This window comes from Jeotgalicoccus huakuii (assembly GCF_036665975.1).
GTDB classification, from domain to species: domain Bacteria; phylum Bacillota; class Bacilli; order Staphylococcales; family Salinicoccaceae; genus Jeotgalicoccus; species Jeotgalicoccus marinus.
The window spans coordinates 77622-91894 of sequence record NZ_JAVIYN010000009.1 but is presented as its reverse complement, the minus strand read 5'-3'; the positions used below and the strand labels follow the sequence as shown (position 1 = coordinate 91894).

At 37.7% G+C, this 14273-nt stretch carries 20 protein-coding genes; 4 read left to right on the top strand and 16 right to left on the bottom strand.

The features are described 5' to 3' along the window. The 9 genes from V6E76_RS06405 to V6E76_RS06365 all read right to left on the bottom strand — a co-directional run. Nucleotides 1-206 (bottom strand): DUF3991 domain-containing protein (locus V6E76_RS06405; RefSeq protein ID WP_499797731.1); only part of this gene is annotated, 206 nt, incomplete at its 3' end. A 122-nt stretch (nucleotides 207-328) separates the two neighbouring features. After that, complete coding sequence (locus V6E76_RS06400; protein ID WP_247350882.1) at nucleotides 329-994, bottom strand: hypothetical protein; 666 nt, start codon at nucleotides 992-994, stop codon at nucleotides 329-331. Nucleotides 995-1007: 13 nt separating this feature from the next. After that, nucleotides 1008-1646, bottom strand: a complete 639-nt coding sequence (locus V6E76_RS06395; RefSeq protein WP_166627011.1) for a hypothetical protein — start codon at nucleotides 1644-1646, stop codon at nucleotides 1008-1010. Nucleotides 1647-1650: 4 nt separating this feature from the next. Beyond that, nucleotides 1651-2529, bottom strand: coding sequence for an ABC transporter ATP-binding protein (locus V6E76_RS06390; RefSeq protein WP_247350885.1), 879 nt, complete (start codon nucleotides 2527-2529; stop codon nucleotides 1651-1653). Further along, nucleotides 2529-2897 (bottom strand): GntR family transcriptional regulator, encoded by a 369-nt coding sequence (locus V6E76_RS06385; protein WP_026866120.1) that lies wholly within the window; start codon nucleotides 2895-2897, stop codon nucleotides 2529-2531. Before V6E76_RS06385 ends, V6E76_RS06390 begins: the two co-directional genes overlap by 1 nt. A 560-nt stretch (nucleotides 2898-3457) precedes the next feature. Beyond that, nucleotides 3458-3823, bottom strand: a complete 366-nt coding sequence (locus tag V6E76_RS06380) for a DUF423 domain-containing protein (RefSeq protein ID WP_026866121.1) — start codon at nucleotides 3821-3823, stop codon at nucleotides 3458-3460. A 17-nt stretch (nucleotides 3824-3840) separates the two neighbouring features. Further along, nucleotides 3841-4113, bottom strand: a complete 273-nt coding sequence (locus tag V6E76_RS06375; RefSeq protein WP_247350887.1) for a hypothetical protein — start codon at nucleotides 4111-4113, stop codon at nucleotides 3841-3843. A gap of 17 nt (nucleotides 4114-4130) precedes the next feature. Continuing rightward, nucleotides 4131-4367, bottom strand: coding sequence for a YwdI family protein (locus V6E76_RS06370; RefSeq protein ID WP_247350890.1), 237 nt, complete (start codon nucleotides 4365-4367; stop codon nucleotides 4131-4133). Beyond that, a complete protein-coding gene (locus V6E76_RS06365; RefSeq protein ID WP_247350902.1) occupies nucleotides 4367-5026 on the bottom strand; it encodes a uracil-DNA glycosylase in 660 nt (219 codons plus the stop codon). Before V6E76_RS06365 ends, V6E76_RS06370 begins: the two co-directional genes overlap by 1 nt. Before the next feature lie 119 nt (nucleotides 5027-5145). Here V6E76_RS06365 and thiD point away from each other — a divergent pair, with 119 nt between their 5' ends. From thiD to folE2, 4 genes are all read left to right on the top strand, one after another. Then, nucleotides 5146-5979 carry a bifunctional hydroxymethylpyrimidine kinase/phosphomethylpyrimidine kinase gene (thiD, locus tag V6E76_RS06360; protein WP_247350920.1) on the top strand — a complete coding sequence of 278 codons (834 nt, stop codon included), beginning with the start codon at nucleotides 5146-5148 and terminating at the stop codon, nucleotides 5977-5979. A gap of 69 nt (nucleotides 5980-6048) precedes the next feature. Beyond that, nucleotides 6049-6411, top strand: coding sequence for a DUF1806 family protein (locus V6E76_RS06355; RefSeq protein WP_247351502.1), 363 nt, complete (start codon nucleotides 6049-6051; stop codon nucleotides 6409-6411). An 11-nt stretch (nucleotides 6412-6422) separates the two neighbouring features. Then, nucleotides 6423-7097 carry a bacillithiol biosynthesis deacetylase BshB2 gene (bshB2, locus tag V6E76_RS06350; RefSeq protein WP_247350939.1) on the top strand — a complete coding sequence of 225 codons (675 nt, stop codon included), beginning with the start codon at nucleotides 6423-6425 and terminating at the stop codon, nucleotides 7095-7097. 11 nt (nucleotides 7098-7108) lie between these two features. After that, a complete protein-coding gene (gene folE2, locus V6E76_RS06345; RefSeq protein WP_247350946.1) occupies nucleotides 7109-7987 on the top strand; it encodes a GTP cyclohydrolase FolE2 in 879 nt (292 codons plus the stop codon). 56 nt (nucleotides 7988-8043) lie between these two features. Here folE2 and V6E76_RS06340 read toward each other — a convergent pair whose 3' ends face one another. The 7 genes from V6E76_RS06340 to V6E76_RS06310 form a co-directional block, all read right to left on the bottom strand. After that, nucleotides 8044-8418, bottom strand: coding sequence for a cytochrome C oxidase subunit IV family protein (locus V6E76_RS06340; protein WP_247350958.1), 375 nt, complete (start codon nucleotides 8416-8418; stop codon nucleotides 8044-8046). Continuing rightward, nucleotides 8419-9024, bottom strand: coding sequence for a cytochrome aa3 quinol oxidase subunit III (qoxC, locus tag V6E76_RS06335; RefSeq protein WP_247350969.1), 606 nt, complete (start codon nucleotides 9022-9024; stop codon nucleotides 8419-8421). After that, the gene (gene qoxB, locus V6E76_RS06330) at nucleotides 9017-10963 is read right to left on the bottom strand and encodes a cytochrome aa3 quinol oxidase subunit I (protein WP_247350984.1); all 1947 of its coding nucleotides are present in this window, start codon (nucleotides 10961-10963) and stop codon (nucleotides 9017-9019) included. The genes qoxC and qoxB overlap by 8 nt, the downstream gene beginning before the upstream one ends. An 18-nt stretch (nucleotides 10964-10981) precedes the next feature. Beyond that, on the bottom strand, nucleotides 10982-11926 hold the full coding sequence (gene qoxA, locus V6E76_RS06325; protein ID WP_247351003.1) for a cytochrome aa3 quinol oxidase subunit II: 945 nt from the start codon (nucleotides 11924-11926) through the stop codon (nucleotides 10982-10984). 160 nt (nucleotides 11927-12086) lie between these two features. Further along, complete coding sequence (gene tadA / locus V6E76_RS06320; RefSeq protein WP_247351015.1) at nucleotides 12087-12578, bottom strand: tRNA adenosine(34) deaminase TadA; 492 nt, start codon at nucleotides 12576-12578, stop codon at nucleotides 12087-12089. After that, nucleotides 12571-13272 (bottom strand): HAD family hydrolase, encoded by a 702-nt coding sequence (locus V6E76_RS06315; RefSeq protein WP_247351017.1) that lies wholly within the window; start codon nucleotides 13270-13272, stop codon nucleotides 12571-12573. The genes tadA and V6E76_RS06315 overlap by 8 nt, the downstream gene beginning before the upstream one ends. Before the next feature lie 43 nt (nucleotides 13273-13315). Further along, nucleotides 13316-14260 (bottom strand): NAD-dependent epimerase/dehydratase family protein, encoded by a 945-nt coding sequence (locus V6E76_RS06310; RefSeq protein ID WP_247351029.1) that lies wholly within the window; start codon nucleotides 14258-14260, stop codon nucleotides 13316-13318. Between the last annotated feature and the right edge of the window lie 13 nt (nucleotides 14261-14273).

Here is a 14273-nt window from a genome sequence, read left to right as displayed (position 1 = left end):
TGGTTTTTCACTTCGCCCTGACCAGTTTGAAATGAAAAACCATGTGCATTATCACTACTCGGATCAATGTGCTTGTAGCGATTGCTATTCTCTTTTTTATACGTACCTTCTAAATTATGTCCGACAATCTCACCATCTTTACCCCAGGGATAGACAACATTGTTTCTTTCGTCTTGACTGATAAAACCTTTATTCACCAACTTCATGACTAAATCTTTATTAATTTGTCGATCTTCCGTTAGATACTTAATTGCTTTTTCAGCTCACGCGCGCTATAGTACGGTATTATTTAGGTATTAGACTTAAGTCCCATCGCCAATTATAGAATTTATTTTACTTTTACCGGCATATCTTTCAAGATTCTCGATAAAATCCAAGCGTAAATTACCGTTATAACAACCGCTGCAACATGGCCAAAGTATACAATTGTTTCACCATAATTAGCTAAATCATTCATAAAGTTCTCAGTAAAGACTTGCAGAATAATTAATATTAGTCCAGCTACTATTGATGTCATTCCGGCTGCAAACCCTCTACTAAAGGCCGCTCCGATTAATGCACCTGTTACAAAGTACAGTGGTCCTTGTAAGAAAATGAATAGTCCATTGCCAAATACCGATAAACCTTTAATTTGCTCTTCCATCAAATAATCCCCTGCTAATGGTGTAAAGGATAATACAAAGTTAATGATAATCACCAAAACTGCTGTAATTACAGCTGTCAATATAGCTGAAGTTATCAATGATTTGAAAAATGTCTTTCTAGAAACTCCGGAGTTCACTGCCCATTCCAAGAAACCAAGGACCGTTGTTATTCCAACAACTGCAAAGTATATTCGTGCTGTTCTCATACCCGTTCCAAAGAATGAAGATGTCGGATCATTTAGAAAACTGAGTATGATATATATAATGAGCAGTATCCCTAAAAATACAAAGGTGAACATCGATAATATATAAGTTAGAGACTGAGTCGTTTCTTTAAATTTTGTCTTCATTATTTACCTCCTATTAAACTTTAATTGCCGCATTGAGTACATATGCTCTTGCTATTATTCCAAGTATAATTATTGCGAAAAGCTGTACACCCAACACCAATAGTGGATTGTCGACATTCATAGTTGTGAACTCTCCAAAAGCTTGAGAATAATAACCACCAAGTCCACCGACGATAAAACATACAAAAATACCTAAAATAAAATTCTTAACAAATGAGTAGAACACTATCAGACCAATAAAGTAAGTTAGTAAACCTGATAAAATAGCAACAATATTTATAATAATATTTTCCGTGATTGTCCAATTTTGAATAATTTCTCCACTTAAGCTAGGAAACAAATTAAGTCCCAAGGAAAAAATATTCATCAGGATCATACTGTAAAGACTTAGAAACAATACTGTCCCTATGCTTTCCTTGAAGTATGTCTTCCTAGATTTACCATGACCAACTTGTTTTTTTAATACCATAAAAGCAAGTGTGCCAAATACAAGCATTCCTATACTGAGTGAGCTGATATGAGCTTGGTAGAATATCTCAGCTGGTTCATTCAAAAAATGAATAATTGAACCAACGACAAGTGTCATCAAGGTCATATATATCAATATCCATAATAGAAATTTATATAGAGTTTTCTTTTTTATAGTTATCATATAATCACTCCTGACCTTTATCGTCATTAGTCAGACTTATGAATAACTCCTGTAGTGCTAGACGTGAAATATCTAGATAATTATCTTCAGCGAACGCCATTTCTTCTGGACTTAAATAACCAATAACTGTATCGATTTGTAAAGCACCTAAAAACTTCACATTGATAACGTTCTTATTAGCAGTAAATTCCCTTACTTTCTCCGCCTTACCAGCGACTGTGAATCCTTTTTCTAATAAATCATCCGTCGGTTCTTGAAGTAAAATCTTGCCATTGTGCATCATGACAATCTCATCAAATAAGTGTTCCATTTCAGAGATAATGTGCGTAGATAAGATGATGATACGCGTGCCTCTACGTTTAGCTTGCAATACTTCTTCATAGAATAACTCTCTTGTTGGTGCATCCATGCCATTTGTAACCTCATCAAAGATGGTTACTTTCGATAAAGAAGCTAAGCCCATAGACGCATTCACTGCCGCTTGTTGACCTTGAGATAATTCATTGAAATTTTTATTTTCATCAATTTTGAACTTCTTCAGTAACTCATTTGCATATTCTTGATCGAAATCATCCCTAAACATCGCATGACTTTCCGGGTACTCTTTTACTTTATCCGTCTCAGATGAAGTATCTTTAACATTGTAAATAAAATTAACATGCTGCATCATTTCATCTTTTTCATATATTGTTTTCCCATCCAAGGTAATTGAACCTTGAGTTGCTTTTCTATAGGAAGCAATTAAAGAGATTAAAGAAGTTTTCCCTGCACCATTTCTTCCTAGTAAGCCATATATTTTTCCTGGAGTGAACGTTACATTGATATCACTCAAAATCTCTTCCTTATTTATGGATAAACCTACATTTTCAATATTTAAATTCATTACTTTTCACCTCTATTATCAATTAGTTTTTGAATATCGGATTTACTTAATTCCAACTTCTTAGCTTCGTCTAACATCGGTTTTAAATAATCCTCAACAAATTCTTCTCGTCTGACGGTTAACAATTTCTCTCTCGCACCTTCTTCAACAAACATGCCTACACCCCTCTTTTTGTAGAGTATGCCTTCTTCAACTAACTGCGTTACACCCTTAGAAACTGTGATGTGATTAACTTTGAAGTATGTCACTATCTCATTTGTCGATGGAATCTTGTCATGCACTTCTAATGTCTCGTCTATAATTTGATCCGTTAGCCAATCCTTGATTTGAGCATATATCGGTTTTTTATCGTTCAACAAACTTGTCAAATGTATCCCTCCCATCACCTTGTACTTATTCGACAGGTACACTGGTTATATATCTATGTATATAACTATATAACCATATATGAATTTTGTAAACCCCTTTGTGGGATTTTCATATAAATAGAAGGGTTAGACTAGGGAGATAGCTTGCTTGTTGAGCCTCGTTTTTATTTCGAATCGGACCTCCTGTCATTGCTTAGCTTCGTTTTTATTTCGAAGCGGACCCAGTGTCATTGTTTAGCTTCGTTTTTATTTCGAAGCGGACCTAGTGCCAACGCTCAGCCTCGTTTTGGTTTCGAAGCGGACCTTGTACTATTGCTCAGCTTCGTTTTGGTTTCAAAGCGGACCTAGTGCCAACGCTCAGCCTCGTTTTGGTTTCGAAGCGGACCTAGTGCCAACGCTCAGATTCGTTTTGGTTTCGAAGCGGACCTAGTGCCTGCGCTCAGATTCGTTTTTATTTCGAATCGGACCTAGTGCCGCTCTTCATCTTCCTACAATCCCAATACAACAAAAAAAGCATCAAAAACCTTATATAAAGATTTTTGATGCGCATATATTACTTTTTATAGTTTTGCGATACCAATAATTACAAGGATCCAGCTGATTAAGAACATTACGCCACCGATTGGTGTGACTGCTCCGAGAATAGATACACCTGATAGGGCGAGAACCATAAGTGAACCTGTAAAGAAGATAATTCCTGCTAACATGAACCAACCTGCAGCAGTTAAGAACTGTGCACCTGTTACTTGGATTAAGATGCCGATCGCAATTAGTCCTAATGCATGGTAAAACTGATACTTAACAGCAGTTTCCCAGATGTCCAAATAGTGCTGGTCGAGCTTTGCTTCTAAAGCATGTGCACCGAAGGCACCGCATGCAACTGCAATTAATGCATTAATTGCACCGAGTATAACGAATAATTTCATCAAGAACTTCCTTTCGTTTAAATCGCCTTTTTATTTTTATAGTAAATCATAAACAATGATGTCACATATATCAATAAACTAAATACCAAGAGCCAACCACTGATGAGTAGCATCTGAGCACCTGGTGTATACATCACACCTGCAAATGCTGTGGCAAGGGCAATCCACCTTATATAATTCAACACTTTTGACCAAGGTTTCTGATACTTCTCTTGTAACTTGATTTTATAACTCTTTCCTAGAAAAGTTAAACTAAACACAAGTACACCTATAATAATAAACGCTAACATAATTTACACTTCCTAGTCTAAAAATCGAAGATATCTCCACCGTGTCCGCCTGCTTTGTCTTCAGCTTGCTGATTGATAATTTTTCTACTGACAACTGGATTGGATTCTGTTCGTTCTTCAGTTGTTTCTTTAACCGCTTCGTCATCCAAAAGATCCAACAACCGCTTCATCGCATACACATGCTTTTCAATATCCTCACTATTTTTAAGTAAGGCAAGTTCATTTTCAAGCTGCACAATTATTCTTTCATTCATTATTTCTCGCTCCAATCGATTGCCTTCAATCCCTGACTCACTAGATAGTCATTGGTTTGACTAAATGGTTTCGATCCAAAGAATCCTCTATAGGCTGACAATGGACTCGGATGTACTGACTGAATGATGTGATGTTTAGTCGTATCGATAAGTTTAATCTTACTCTGTGCAGGTTTACCCCACAAGATAAAAACCACGCCCTCTAGATAATCAGACACCGCTTCAATGACGCTATCGGTGAATACTTCCCAACCTAAACCTCTATGTGAGTTTGCCTGACTTTCATCAACGGTGAGTACTGTATTTAATAAAAGTACCCCTTCTCTAGCCCAGTCTTTTAAACTACCAGAGTGACGTTTGATGCCTAAATCATCTTCTAATTCCTTGTAAATATTTCTTAAGGACGGAGGCAACTTAATACCATCGTTTACTGAAAAGGCTAAACCATGGGCTTGACCTTCCCCGTGATAAGGATCTTGACCGAGAATAACCACTTTCACATTTTCAAAAGGTGTTAAATCAAATGCTGTATAAATTTCTTCTCTTGGTGGAAAGACATTTCCTGATTGATAACGTGAACTTAAAGTTTCTTTTAAAGTGGAAAAATCATGATTTTCATTTATCTTTTTAAATACACTGTCCCAATGTAATTTTGTCATTTCTTACTCACCTTCCATTAAAGTTTCATTATATCACCGAAGTAAGCAATGCTCTAGAATTACAGGGTAAATTATAGTAGAATGACAATATCTATATGTAGTTACTAGGGGGAAAATATATGGCTTTAGCAAAAACGTTAACAATTGCTGGTACCGATGTAAGTGGCGGTGCAGGAATTGCAGCAGATTTAAAAACATTCCAGGAACATGAAACTTACGGTTACAGTGTCTTAACAACAGTAGTTTCAATGGACCCAGCAACATGGTCTCACCGTGTGAGCCCTATTCCTGTAATTGATGTTAAAAACCAACTGGAAACAGCTCTATCGCTCAATCCAGACGTTATAAAAACAGGTATGCTTCCTTCTGAAGAAGTTGTCGAACTTTCAAAAGATGCCTTCCTAAATTCAAACGCTAAACATTTCGTAGTCGATCCTGTAATGGTTTGTAAAGGAGACGACGAGGTTCTAAACCCAGGATTAGTTGAATCAATGATCGAAAATCTAATTCCTAATGCTACAGTCGTTACACCTAACCTTGTAGAAGCTGGTCATTTAGCGGGTATTAAAACACCTCGTACGCTTGAGGAAATCAAGGATGCAGCTAGATTAATTCATGAAAAAGGTGCCAATAATGTTGTCGTTAAAGGCGGTACTGGTATCGAAGGAGATAATGCAATAGATGTCTTCTATGATGGTAAAGAAATGCACTTACTAGAGTCACCAAAATTTGATTCTTCATATAACCATGGTGCAGGTTGTACTTTTGCAGCTGCAATCGCAGCAAACTTAGCAAATGGAAAATCACCGTTAGAATCAGTTCAAGACGCTAAATCATTCGTTACAAGTGCCATTAAAAATGGTTGGAAAATGAATGATCATGTTGGTGTTGTGAGACATGGTGCATACAATTCAGTAGAGAAAATCGAAGTGCTCGATAAGGTATTGAACTAAGTTAAGAGATAGCTTGCTATCTCTTTTCTATTCAATGACTAACTATTTAGGAGTTTGCTATTCATGGAAATGAAGAAAATTGAAAAGAAAAAAGTTCAGGAGATTTTAACAAGTTTTCAAAATACACCGGTTTATTTACACGTTGAAATTACCAGCGGTATGTACGCAAGCCACCTAGACGACAGCGTTTTTAATGCCGGAACTTTCCTACGCAATATTCAAGTCGAATATATTCAAGGTACAATCCGAGGCGGAAATCGCTCTAAAGAGCACCGTGTCGGTTTAAAATTGACTAACGGTGGTTGGATTTACGTACTCGGCCTTACACATTACATTGTGAACGAGGACGAGGAGTTTATTATGCATGGCTTTAACGGTGAAGGTAAACTTTCTGCAGCACTAGAAATCTCAACCAAACCATTTACTAAGTAGGAGGCTGTTCCATGGATTTTTCAAATGAAAATCATGTACTCGTTGTCTTCCCTCATCCTGATGATGAAGCATTTGGTGTGAGTGGGACAATTATGAAATATATAGATGCGGGCGTTCCCGTCACTTATGCATGCCTTACATTTGGTGATATGGGCCGCATGCTAGGATATCCACCTTTCGCTACAAGAGAATCGCTTCGTGCCATCAGAAAAGCTGAAGTTGAAGAATCTGCCAGAGTCATGGGGCTTAAAGATTTACGTCTATTAGGCTTTAGAGACAAAACCCTAGAATTCGAAGAAAAAGGGATTCTAAAAGGGGTTATTACTAACTTAGTAGAAGAATTATCTACGACACGTATCATTAGCTTTTACCCTGGTTATTCTGTGCACCCTGACCATGAAGCGACTGCTGATGCAGTGATTGAAGCAGTTAAAGATATGCCTATAGAAAATCGTCCTAAATTACAGATGGTTGCTTTTGATAATCGTACTTTTGATGATCTTGGTGAACCTGATATCGTGAATGATATCGATGGTTACACCGACCGTAAGATGGATGTCATGGCCGCTCATCGTTCTCAAACAGGTAAGCTGTTAGAAGACTTAGCAGCTGATACTCAACAAGGTGACGACGCACGTAATCGATGGATGAAATACGAAAACTTTTACAGTTATGAAATAGATTAAGGAGTATCACTATGGAAGAATATGATCTAACGACACGAGAAGGTCGTTTTAAACATTTCGGCTCAGTAGACCCTATCGTTGGTTCGAAACCGAAGAAAAAAGAAGATATGGCAGACTTACAAAACTCGCGTAAAGACTTCTTATTCGAAGTCGATTCAGTGGGAATCAATAACTTAACCTACCCTGTTGTAATTGGAGATTTCCAATCCGTTGGTAATTTCGAACTGTCTACAAGCTTAAACAAAGATGAAAAAGGTATCAATATGAGCCGTTTAATTGAGTCTCTTGAAACTGTAAATGAAAATGGCGTCCCATTAAATTTCGATACAATAGAGTCTCTATTATTGCACTTAAGAGAACGCATGAATCAGAATGATGCCGGAGTGACAGTTGAGGGTACTTGGTTCTTCAACAAACCATCACCAGGTACAAACATCAACGGTATCGCTCATGCAGATGTGAAATATTCAGCTTCTCATGATGGAGAAAAATTCACACGTAAACAATTTGGAATGACTGCACAAGTTACAACACTATGCCCATGTTCAAAAGAAATTAGTGAATATGGTGCGCATAACCAACGAGGTAATGTTAAGGTACTCATCGACATCGATGACAGTGTTGAATTACCTAAAACTTATAAAGAAGACTTATTTGAAATATTAGAGATTAATGCTTCTAGTCAACTTTACCCAGTGTTAAAACGCACTGATGAAAAAATGGTTACAGAACGTGCTTATGAAAACCCACGCTTTGTTGAAGACCTCATTCGTCTTGTAGCCTATGACCTAGTTGAATTACCATGGGTCAAAGGCTTTGTATTGGAATGTCGTAACGAAGAAAGTATTCATCAGCACGATGCATTCTCAAGACTGAAATATCAAAAATAATATAAAAACGAATCCGCACTTCACCTATTTCAGGTCAGTGCGGATTCGTTTTGTATTTAATGTGAATCATCTGCTTCTTCGGATTGCATATCATGTTGTTCATATTGTTCGTGTCCATCGTCTCCGTGATCATGGCTAAATCCAAAGGACATCGTAAAGATAGAACCTGCAACAATAATTGCCGCCAATATGAAGGCGTGGAAGATCATATGCCACGGTGCATGAGTGGTTCCGCGCTCTGTAATATGCATGAACATAAATAACTGTATAAAGGCTTGAATGACAGCAAGTGCTAGAACTGAAATAACAATCCACATCACTGGCATATCTGATGAAAGTGCAGTCCAGGCAGCTAATATAGTCAGTAATACTGATAACACAAAACCGATTATATGATTTATAGGATATTTCTTTTTGTTATTCTCACTCATCTACAACACCATCCCTAGCATATAGACTGTAGAAAAGATGAAGATCCAAACCACATCTAAGAAGTGCCAATATAGACTTAGAACAAAGGCCTTCCTAGTTGTAACAGGCGTCAAGCCACGTTTTCTGAGTTGAAGAATTAATGCTACCATCCAACCAATCCCAAGGAGCACGTGCAAACCATGCGTACCTGTTAAGGTGAAGAAGGCTGACCAATAAGCACTAGATTGTAGTGTCACACCTTCATGTACATAGTGAATGAATTCATATATTTCTAAGCCTAGGAATGATAAGCCTAGTAGTAAAGTTACTGCTAACATACTAATAAGCCCTTTTAATGACTGCTCTCTCATAAAGTGAACTGCCAAGCCACATGTAAAACTACTTGTCAGTAGTAAAAAGGTCATAATGAGGACGATGTTTGGTTGAAACATCTCCGCTGTAGTCGGGGCATCAGCTGTACGTCCCATTAAGACAGCATGAGTTGCAAACAAGGTTCCAAACAATGACATCTCAGCTGCTAAGAATAGCCAGAATCCAATTATTTTATTCTGTCCTTCTTCAGTACTATATTCCATTGAGACATCAGTTCGAATATCTTCACTCATTTTCAGCCCCCCTTAACTCGCTTTCTATACTTTCTATTTCATCAACTTCAAAGTGATAGCCATCTCTATAATCAAATGATCTCATTATCATCATTACGATTGTAGCGATGAGCCCAATGACCGCTAGAGTAATCCATTCAAAGACAAGGAAGAAACTTGCAAAGAACATTATTGCCGTCATAATAAAAGGCTGTCCAGTATCATTAGGCATGTGTATTCTTGATAATTTGCGCTTATCGAAAGTCGTTTCACCTTTCTTCTTCATTTCAATTAAGGCATCAGTAGAATCGACCTCTGGTAGAGTGGCAAAATTATATTTTGGTACTGGAGTCGGTGTTGCCCACTCAAGTGTTCGTCCTACACCCCATACATCTCCGTCTAACTGTCGGGTACTCTTGAAGTAGCTGTAGACGATACCGTAAACAAATATCGCGAAGCCAGCACCCATAACAAAGGCCCCAATTGTTGAGATGAAATTAAGGGTGAACCATTCTGGACCTGCTGTAAATAGTCTTCTTGCCATTCCATCTAGCCCTAGGAAATATTGTGGGAAGAAGGTGACGTGGAAGCCGATTAAGAATAACCAGAATGCCCATTTATTTATTCTTTCATTTAATTGGTATCCAAACATCTTAGGGAACCAGAATATTAAACCTGCAAAACTTGCAAATACAGTACCTGGAATAAGTACATAGTGGAAGTGAGATACTAGGAAATACGTGTTATGGAACTGATAATCAGCAGCTGCCATTCCTAACATAACTCCTGTGACACCACCAATTGTAAAACTTGGTACAAAGGCTAATGACCAAAGCATAGGTGTCGTAAATAAAATCTTAGATTTATAGATTGTCGCCAACCAGTTAAAGATTTTCACACCTGTCGGTATGGCAATTGCCATTGTTGTAATAGAAAAGATCGAGTTAACAAAGGCGCCAGCACCCATTGTAAAGAAGTGGTGCACCCACACAACAAAGCTCAGACCTGCTATACCAATAATTGCCCATACCATTGTTTTGTACCCAAATAATTGCTTTTGAGCAAAGGTCGCAATTATTTCAGAGAAAATACCAAAGGCTGGTAAAATTACGATATAAACTTCAGGGTGTCCCCACATCCAAAACAGGTTCGCCCACATCATCGGCATACCTTCACCTGTCAATGCAAAGAAGTGAGAACCAAAAATACGATCGATTGTCATCAATGCCAGTGCAACTGTCAATATTGGGAAGGCAAAAATGATAATAAATGATGTAATTAATGTGGACCAAGTGAATATAGGCATCTGAAACATTTTCATTCCTGGTGCACGCATTCTCAATATCGTCACCATTAAATTGATTCCAGTTGCTAAAGTACCAATACCTGATAATTGTAATCCTAATAGGTAAAAGTTAATTCCTGGACCCGGACTTAATTCTGCACCTGCTAGTGGTGCGTAATTGGTCCATCCCGCATCTGGTGAACCACCAATAACAAATGATAAGTTAAATAGTAAAGCACCAAAGAAGGTAGACCATAAACTCACAGCATTTACATAAGGAAATGCAAAGTCACGTGCACCGATTTGTAATGGTACGATATAGTTCATTAAACCAATTAAAAACGGCATTGCAACAAAAAATATCATGATTGTTCCGTGCGTCGTAAACACTTCATTATAATGTTGTGAATTTAAAAAGTTCATATTTGGGAATGCGAGCTGAATACGCATCATTAACGCGTCAACACCCGCTCTAAAGAACATCGCTAAGGCGATGAGAATGTACATAATACCAATCTTTTTGTGGTCGACTGTAACTAACCATTCATTCCATAGCCATTTCCATTTTTTAAAGTAGGTCAAAACAAAAATGATCGTAGCTGAAACTAATACAATCAAAACCATCCCTATATAAACTAAGGGCTCTCCGGTTACAAAAAATTCATCCAATTGCATATACTTGACCTTCCTTCATCATTCTGAAATTTCATTTGGTTTAAATTCTGGTTGATTGTATAAATCTAAGCCTTCTTCATACTTTTCTTCATGTTTTTCGACGGAATAATCTCTGAATTCATTCTTTCCATGATCGACCCAATCCAGATGCGTAGATGAAAATGTTTCTTTGTCAACTATACTCGGTGCTAATATCTCATCGTACTTCTCTTGAGTTAATTCAGGTTCATTTTGCTGTACGTCTGTGACCCAGCTGTCAAATTCATCATGTTTGACTGCATTCACTTCGAACGTTTGTGCAGCAAAGCCTTCACCTGTAAAATTTGAATTTCTACCTAGGAAGGTCCCTTCTTCATCAGCTTGCAGATAAAGCACGTTTTCCATACCTGCCATCGTATACTTTTGCCCACCTAAACGAGGTATCCATAGGGATGCCATTGAATCTGCAGAAGATAATCTAAATTCTACTGCTCGGTCTGTTGGGATATTTAAATAGTTAACAGTCTCCACCCCTTCTTCAGGGTAACTAAATATCCACTTCCAGTCCGCAGATGTTGCATATACAACGAGTGGCTCTTGATCACTTGAAGATTCAGGTGGTTCCTCAAGTTGAAAGAGCAAATTAATAGTCGGTATGGATAAGGCAGTGACAATAAGGATCGGTATTGTAAACCACACGATCTCTAGTTTCATATTGCCATGCATTTCTGGTTTATAATCTGATGGTTTTCTGCCTTTACGATTGGCTCTATACTTGATAACAAAAACAGTAAAAATAGTAAAAACAACAACAATAATACCAGCCATAAAGTATAAAGAGTAATAGATTAAATCTCGCTGACTCTCAGCAACTGGACCAGCAGGATCAAATACCTCTAAATTACTACATCCAGATAGGATTAGAGCTAACATAACCATGCTCAATATAGAACTTATTTTGTACATTCTTTTCTTTCTCTTCATTGTTCACACTCCATATGTGATTTACAAATAAATATAGGAGACTCACACGCATTATATTATCTCTTTGTTTCGCCCATAAACCTATTTTGTCGAATTCTCAAAGAATGTTGACTGAATCGTAATATTTCTGCCACTTTCATAAAAAAACACCCTCGACTGTTCATAAATCTGTCGAGGATGTTTCATCAATCTTTTGTTGTTTCTTCTTTGCTCTTAAATTTTTAAAAAAATTTCTAAGTAATACTGCACAGTCCTCAGCCATTATTCCGCTGATGACGTTTGCACGATGATTGAACCTAGGTTCATCCAATAAATGCATTAAACTATCTACAGTACCGCCTTTAGGGTCCGGCGCCCCGTAGACAACCTGAGGTACTCTAGACATAATAATGGCGCCGGAGCACATTACACAGGGCTCTAGAGTAACGTACAGTGTACATTCTTCTAATCGAAATGACCCAAGAACTTTAGCCGTTTCTTGGATCACTAACAACTCAGCATGTGTCACTGGGTTTTGACTCGTTTCTCTTAGGTTATGCGCTCTCGCAATTATCTCATCATTCTTAACGACGACAGCCCCAATTGGCACCTCTCCCAAGGCTTCTGCCTTATGCGCTTCTTTTATTGCTTCAGCCATGTAAATCTCATGCATCGAGAATAAAATCTCCTTCTTGATTAAATAAGTCCTTCACACTATCAATAATCATATTGGCACCATCTAAATGGCTTTCTGAGCTCGTCCCACTTAAGACACCAATCGTATATAAGTCTTCTTCATAACCAAGCATTGTATCCGCATGATTGTCACCAATCATCACAAGCTCTTTTACTTTATACTGGTGCTTATCCAGGAAGGGTTTAATGAACCTAAGATCAGGCTTGTGGAAATCATTATCATCTCCACAAATAATATCGAAGATGTATGGTTCGAGATTAAACTTCTCTATAAATCGAAGTGTGGAATCTCTACTATCGCTTGTGACAATGACATTTTTAAAGCCAAGTTTTTGACCTTTTTTTAGAGCATCTAGTGCACCGTCAATCAATACCATCTCGTCTCGAAGCATATCGAGATTTGATTCATAGAAGTCTTTTGCCCATTTCGCCCCACCATTACGGTAAGACTCAAATACTTTGTGAATATCTCTACCTGTACCTTGAGCAATAGTAGAATTCGCCTGGATTTCACCATTAACATATCCTAAATCTTCAGCGACTTCTTCTTTTATATCTTCTGCATCAAAGTCCTTAGCGAATACATCTATACATTTCTTAGCATATGGTGTCCACAACTTCTGAAAATTGAGCAAGGTCCCGTCCTTGTCATATAATATTACTCGACTCATCGTCATCCTCCATGACTAGGTAGGACCTTCTCTAGGATACTACCTATATTTTTTTCTTAATTGCTTCAATCATAGTGTCCGTCATTTTATCAATATCGAATTTAGCATCAAAGCCCCACTGACGCTTCGCTTCAGATGAATCGATACTATTTGGCCAGCTTTCTGCAATACCTTGTCTCACTGGATCGACATCATAGCTTAATTCAAAGTCTGGGTAGTGGCGACGAATAGACTCAGCAAGTATTTCTGGATCAAAGCTCAGTTTTGAGACATTGAAAGCATTTCTATCTTCAAGCTTATCAGCATCTGCTTCCATAAGGTCAATAATTGCTTGAATCGCATCATCCATGTACATCATATCCATAAATGTACCTTTGTCGATAAACGATGTATACTTACCATTTTTTACTGCTTCAAAATAAATTTCAACAGCATAATCTGTTGTCCCACCACCTGGCTCTCTCACATGTGAGATTAGACCAGGGAAGCGTACACCTCTAGTATCTACACCAAATTTTTCATAGTAATAGTCACATAGAAGCTCTCCAGATACCTTGTTTACACCATACATCGTCACTGGACGTTGGATTGTTGTTTGTGGTGTTTGATCTTTTGGTGTTGAAGGTCCAAATGAACCAATAGAACTTGGTGTAAAGAATTGTAGGTTTAAATTACGTGCAACTTCAAGTGCATTCACTAAGCCGCCCATGTTAATTTCCCAAGCTAGATGTGGATTTTTCTCACATGTCGCACTTAATAATGCAGCAAGATGCATTATTGTGTCCGCTTTAAACTCACGTGCAATTCTTTCCATCTCTTCATAGTTTGTAACATCCAAAGTTTCAAATGGTTTACCTTCAAGCGGTGAATCCACAGGTTCTTTAATATCTGTTGCTAAGACATTGTCCTCACCGTAAATTTCTCTTAACTTAACGGTTAATTCCGTTCCAATTTGTCCTAGTGCACCAGTTAGTATAATACGTTCCATTGCCTTTTCCCCT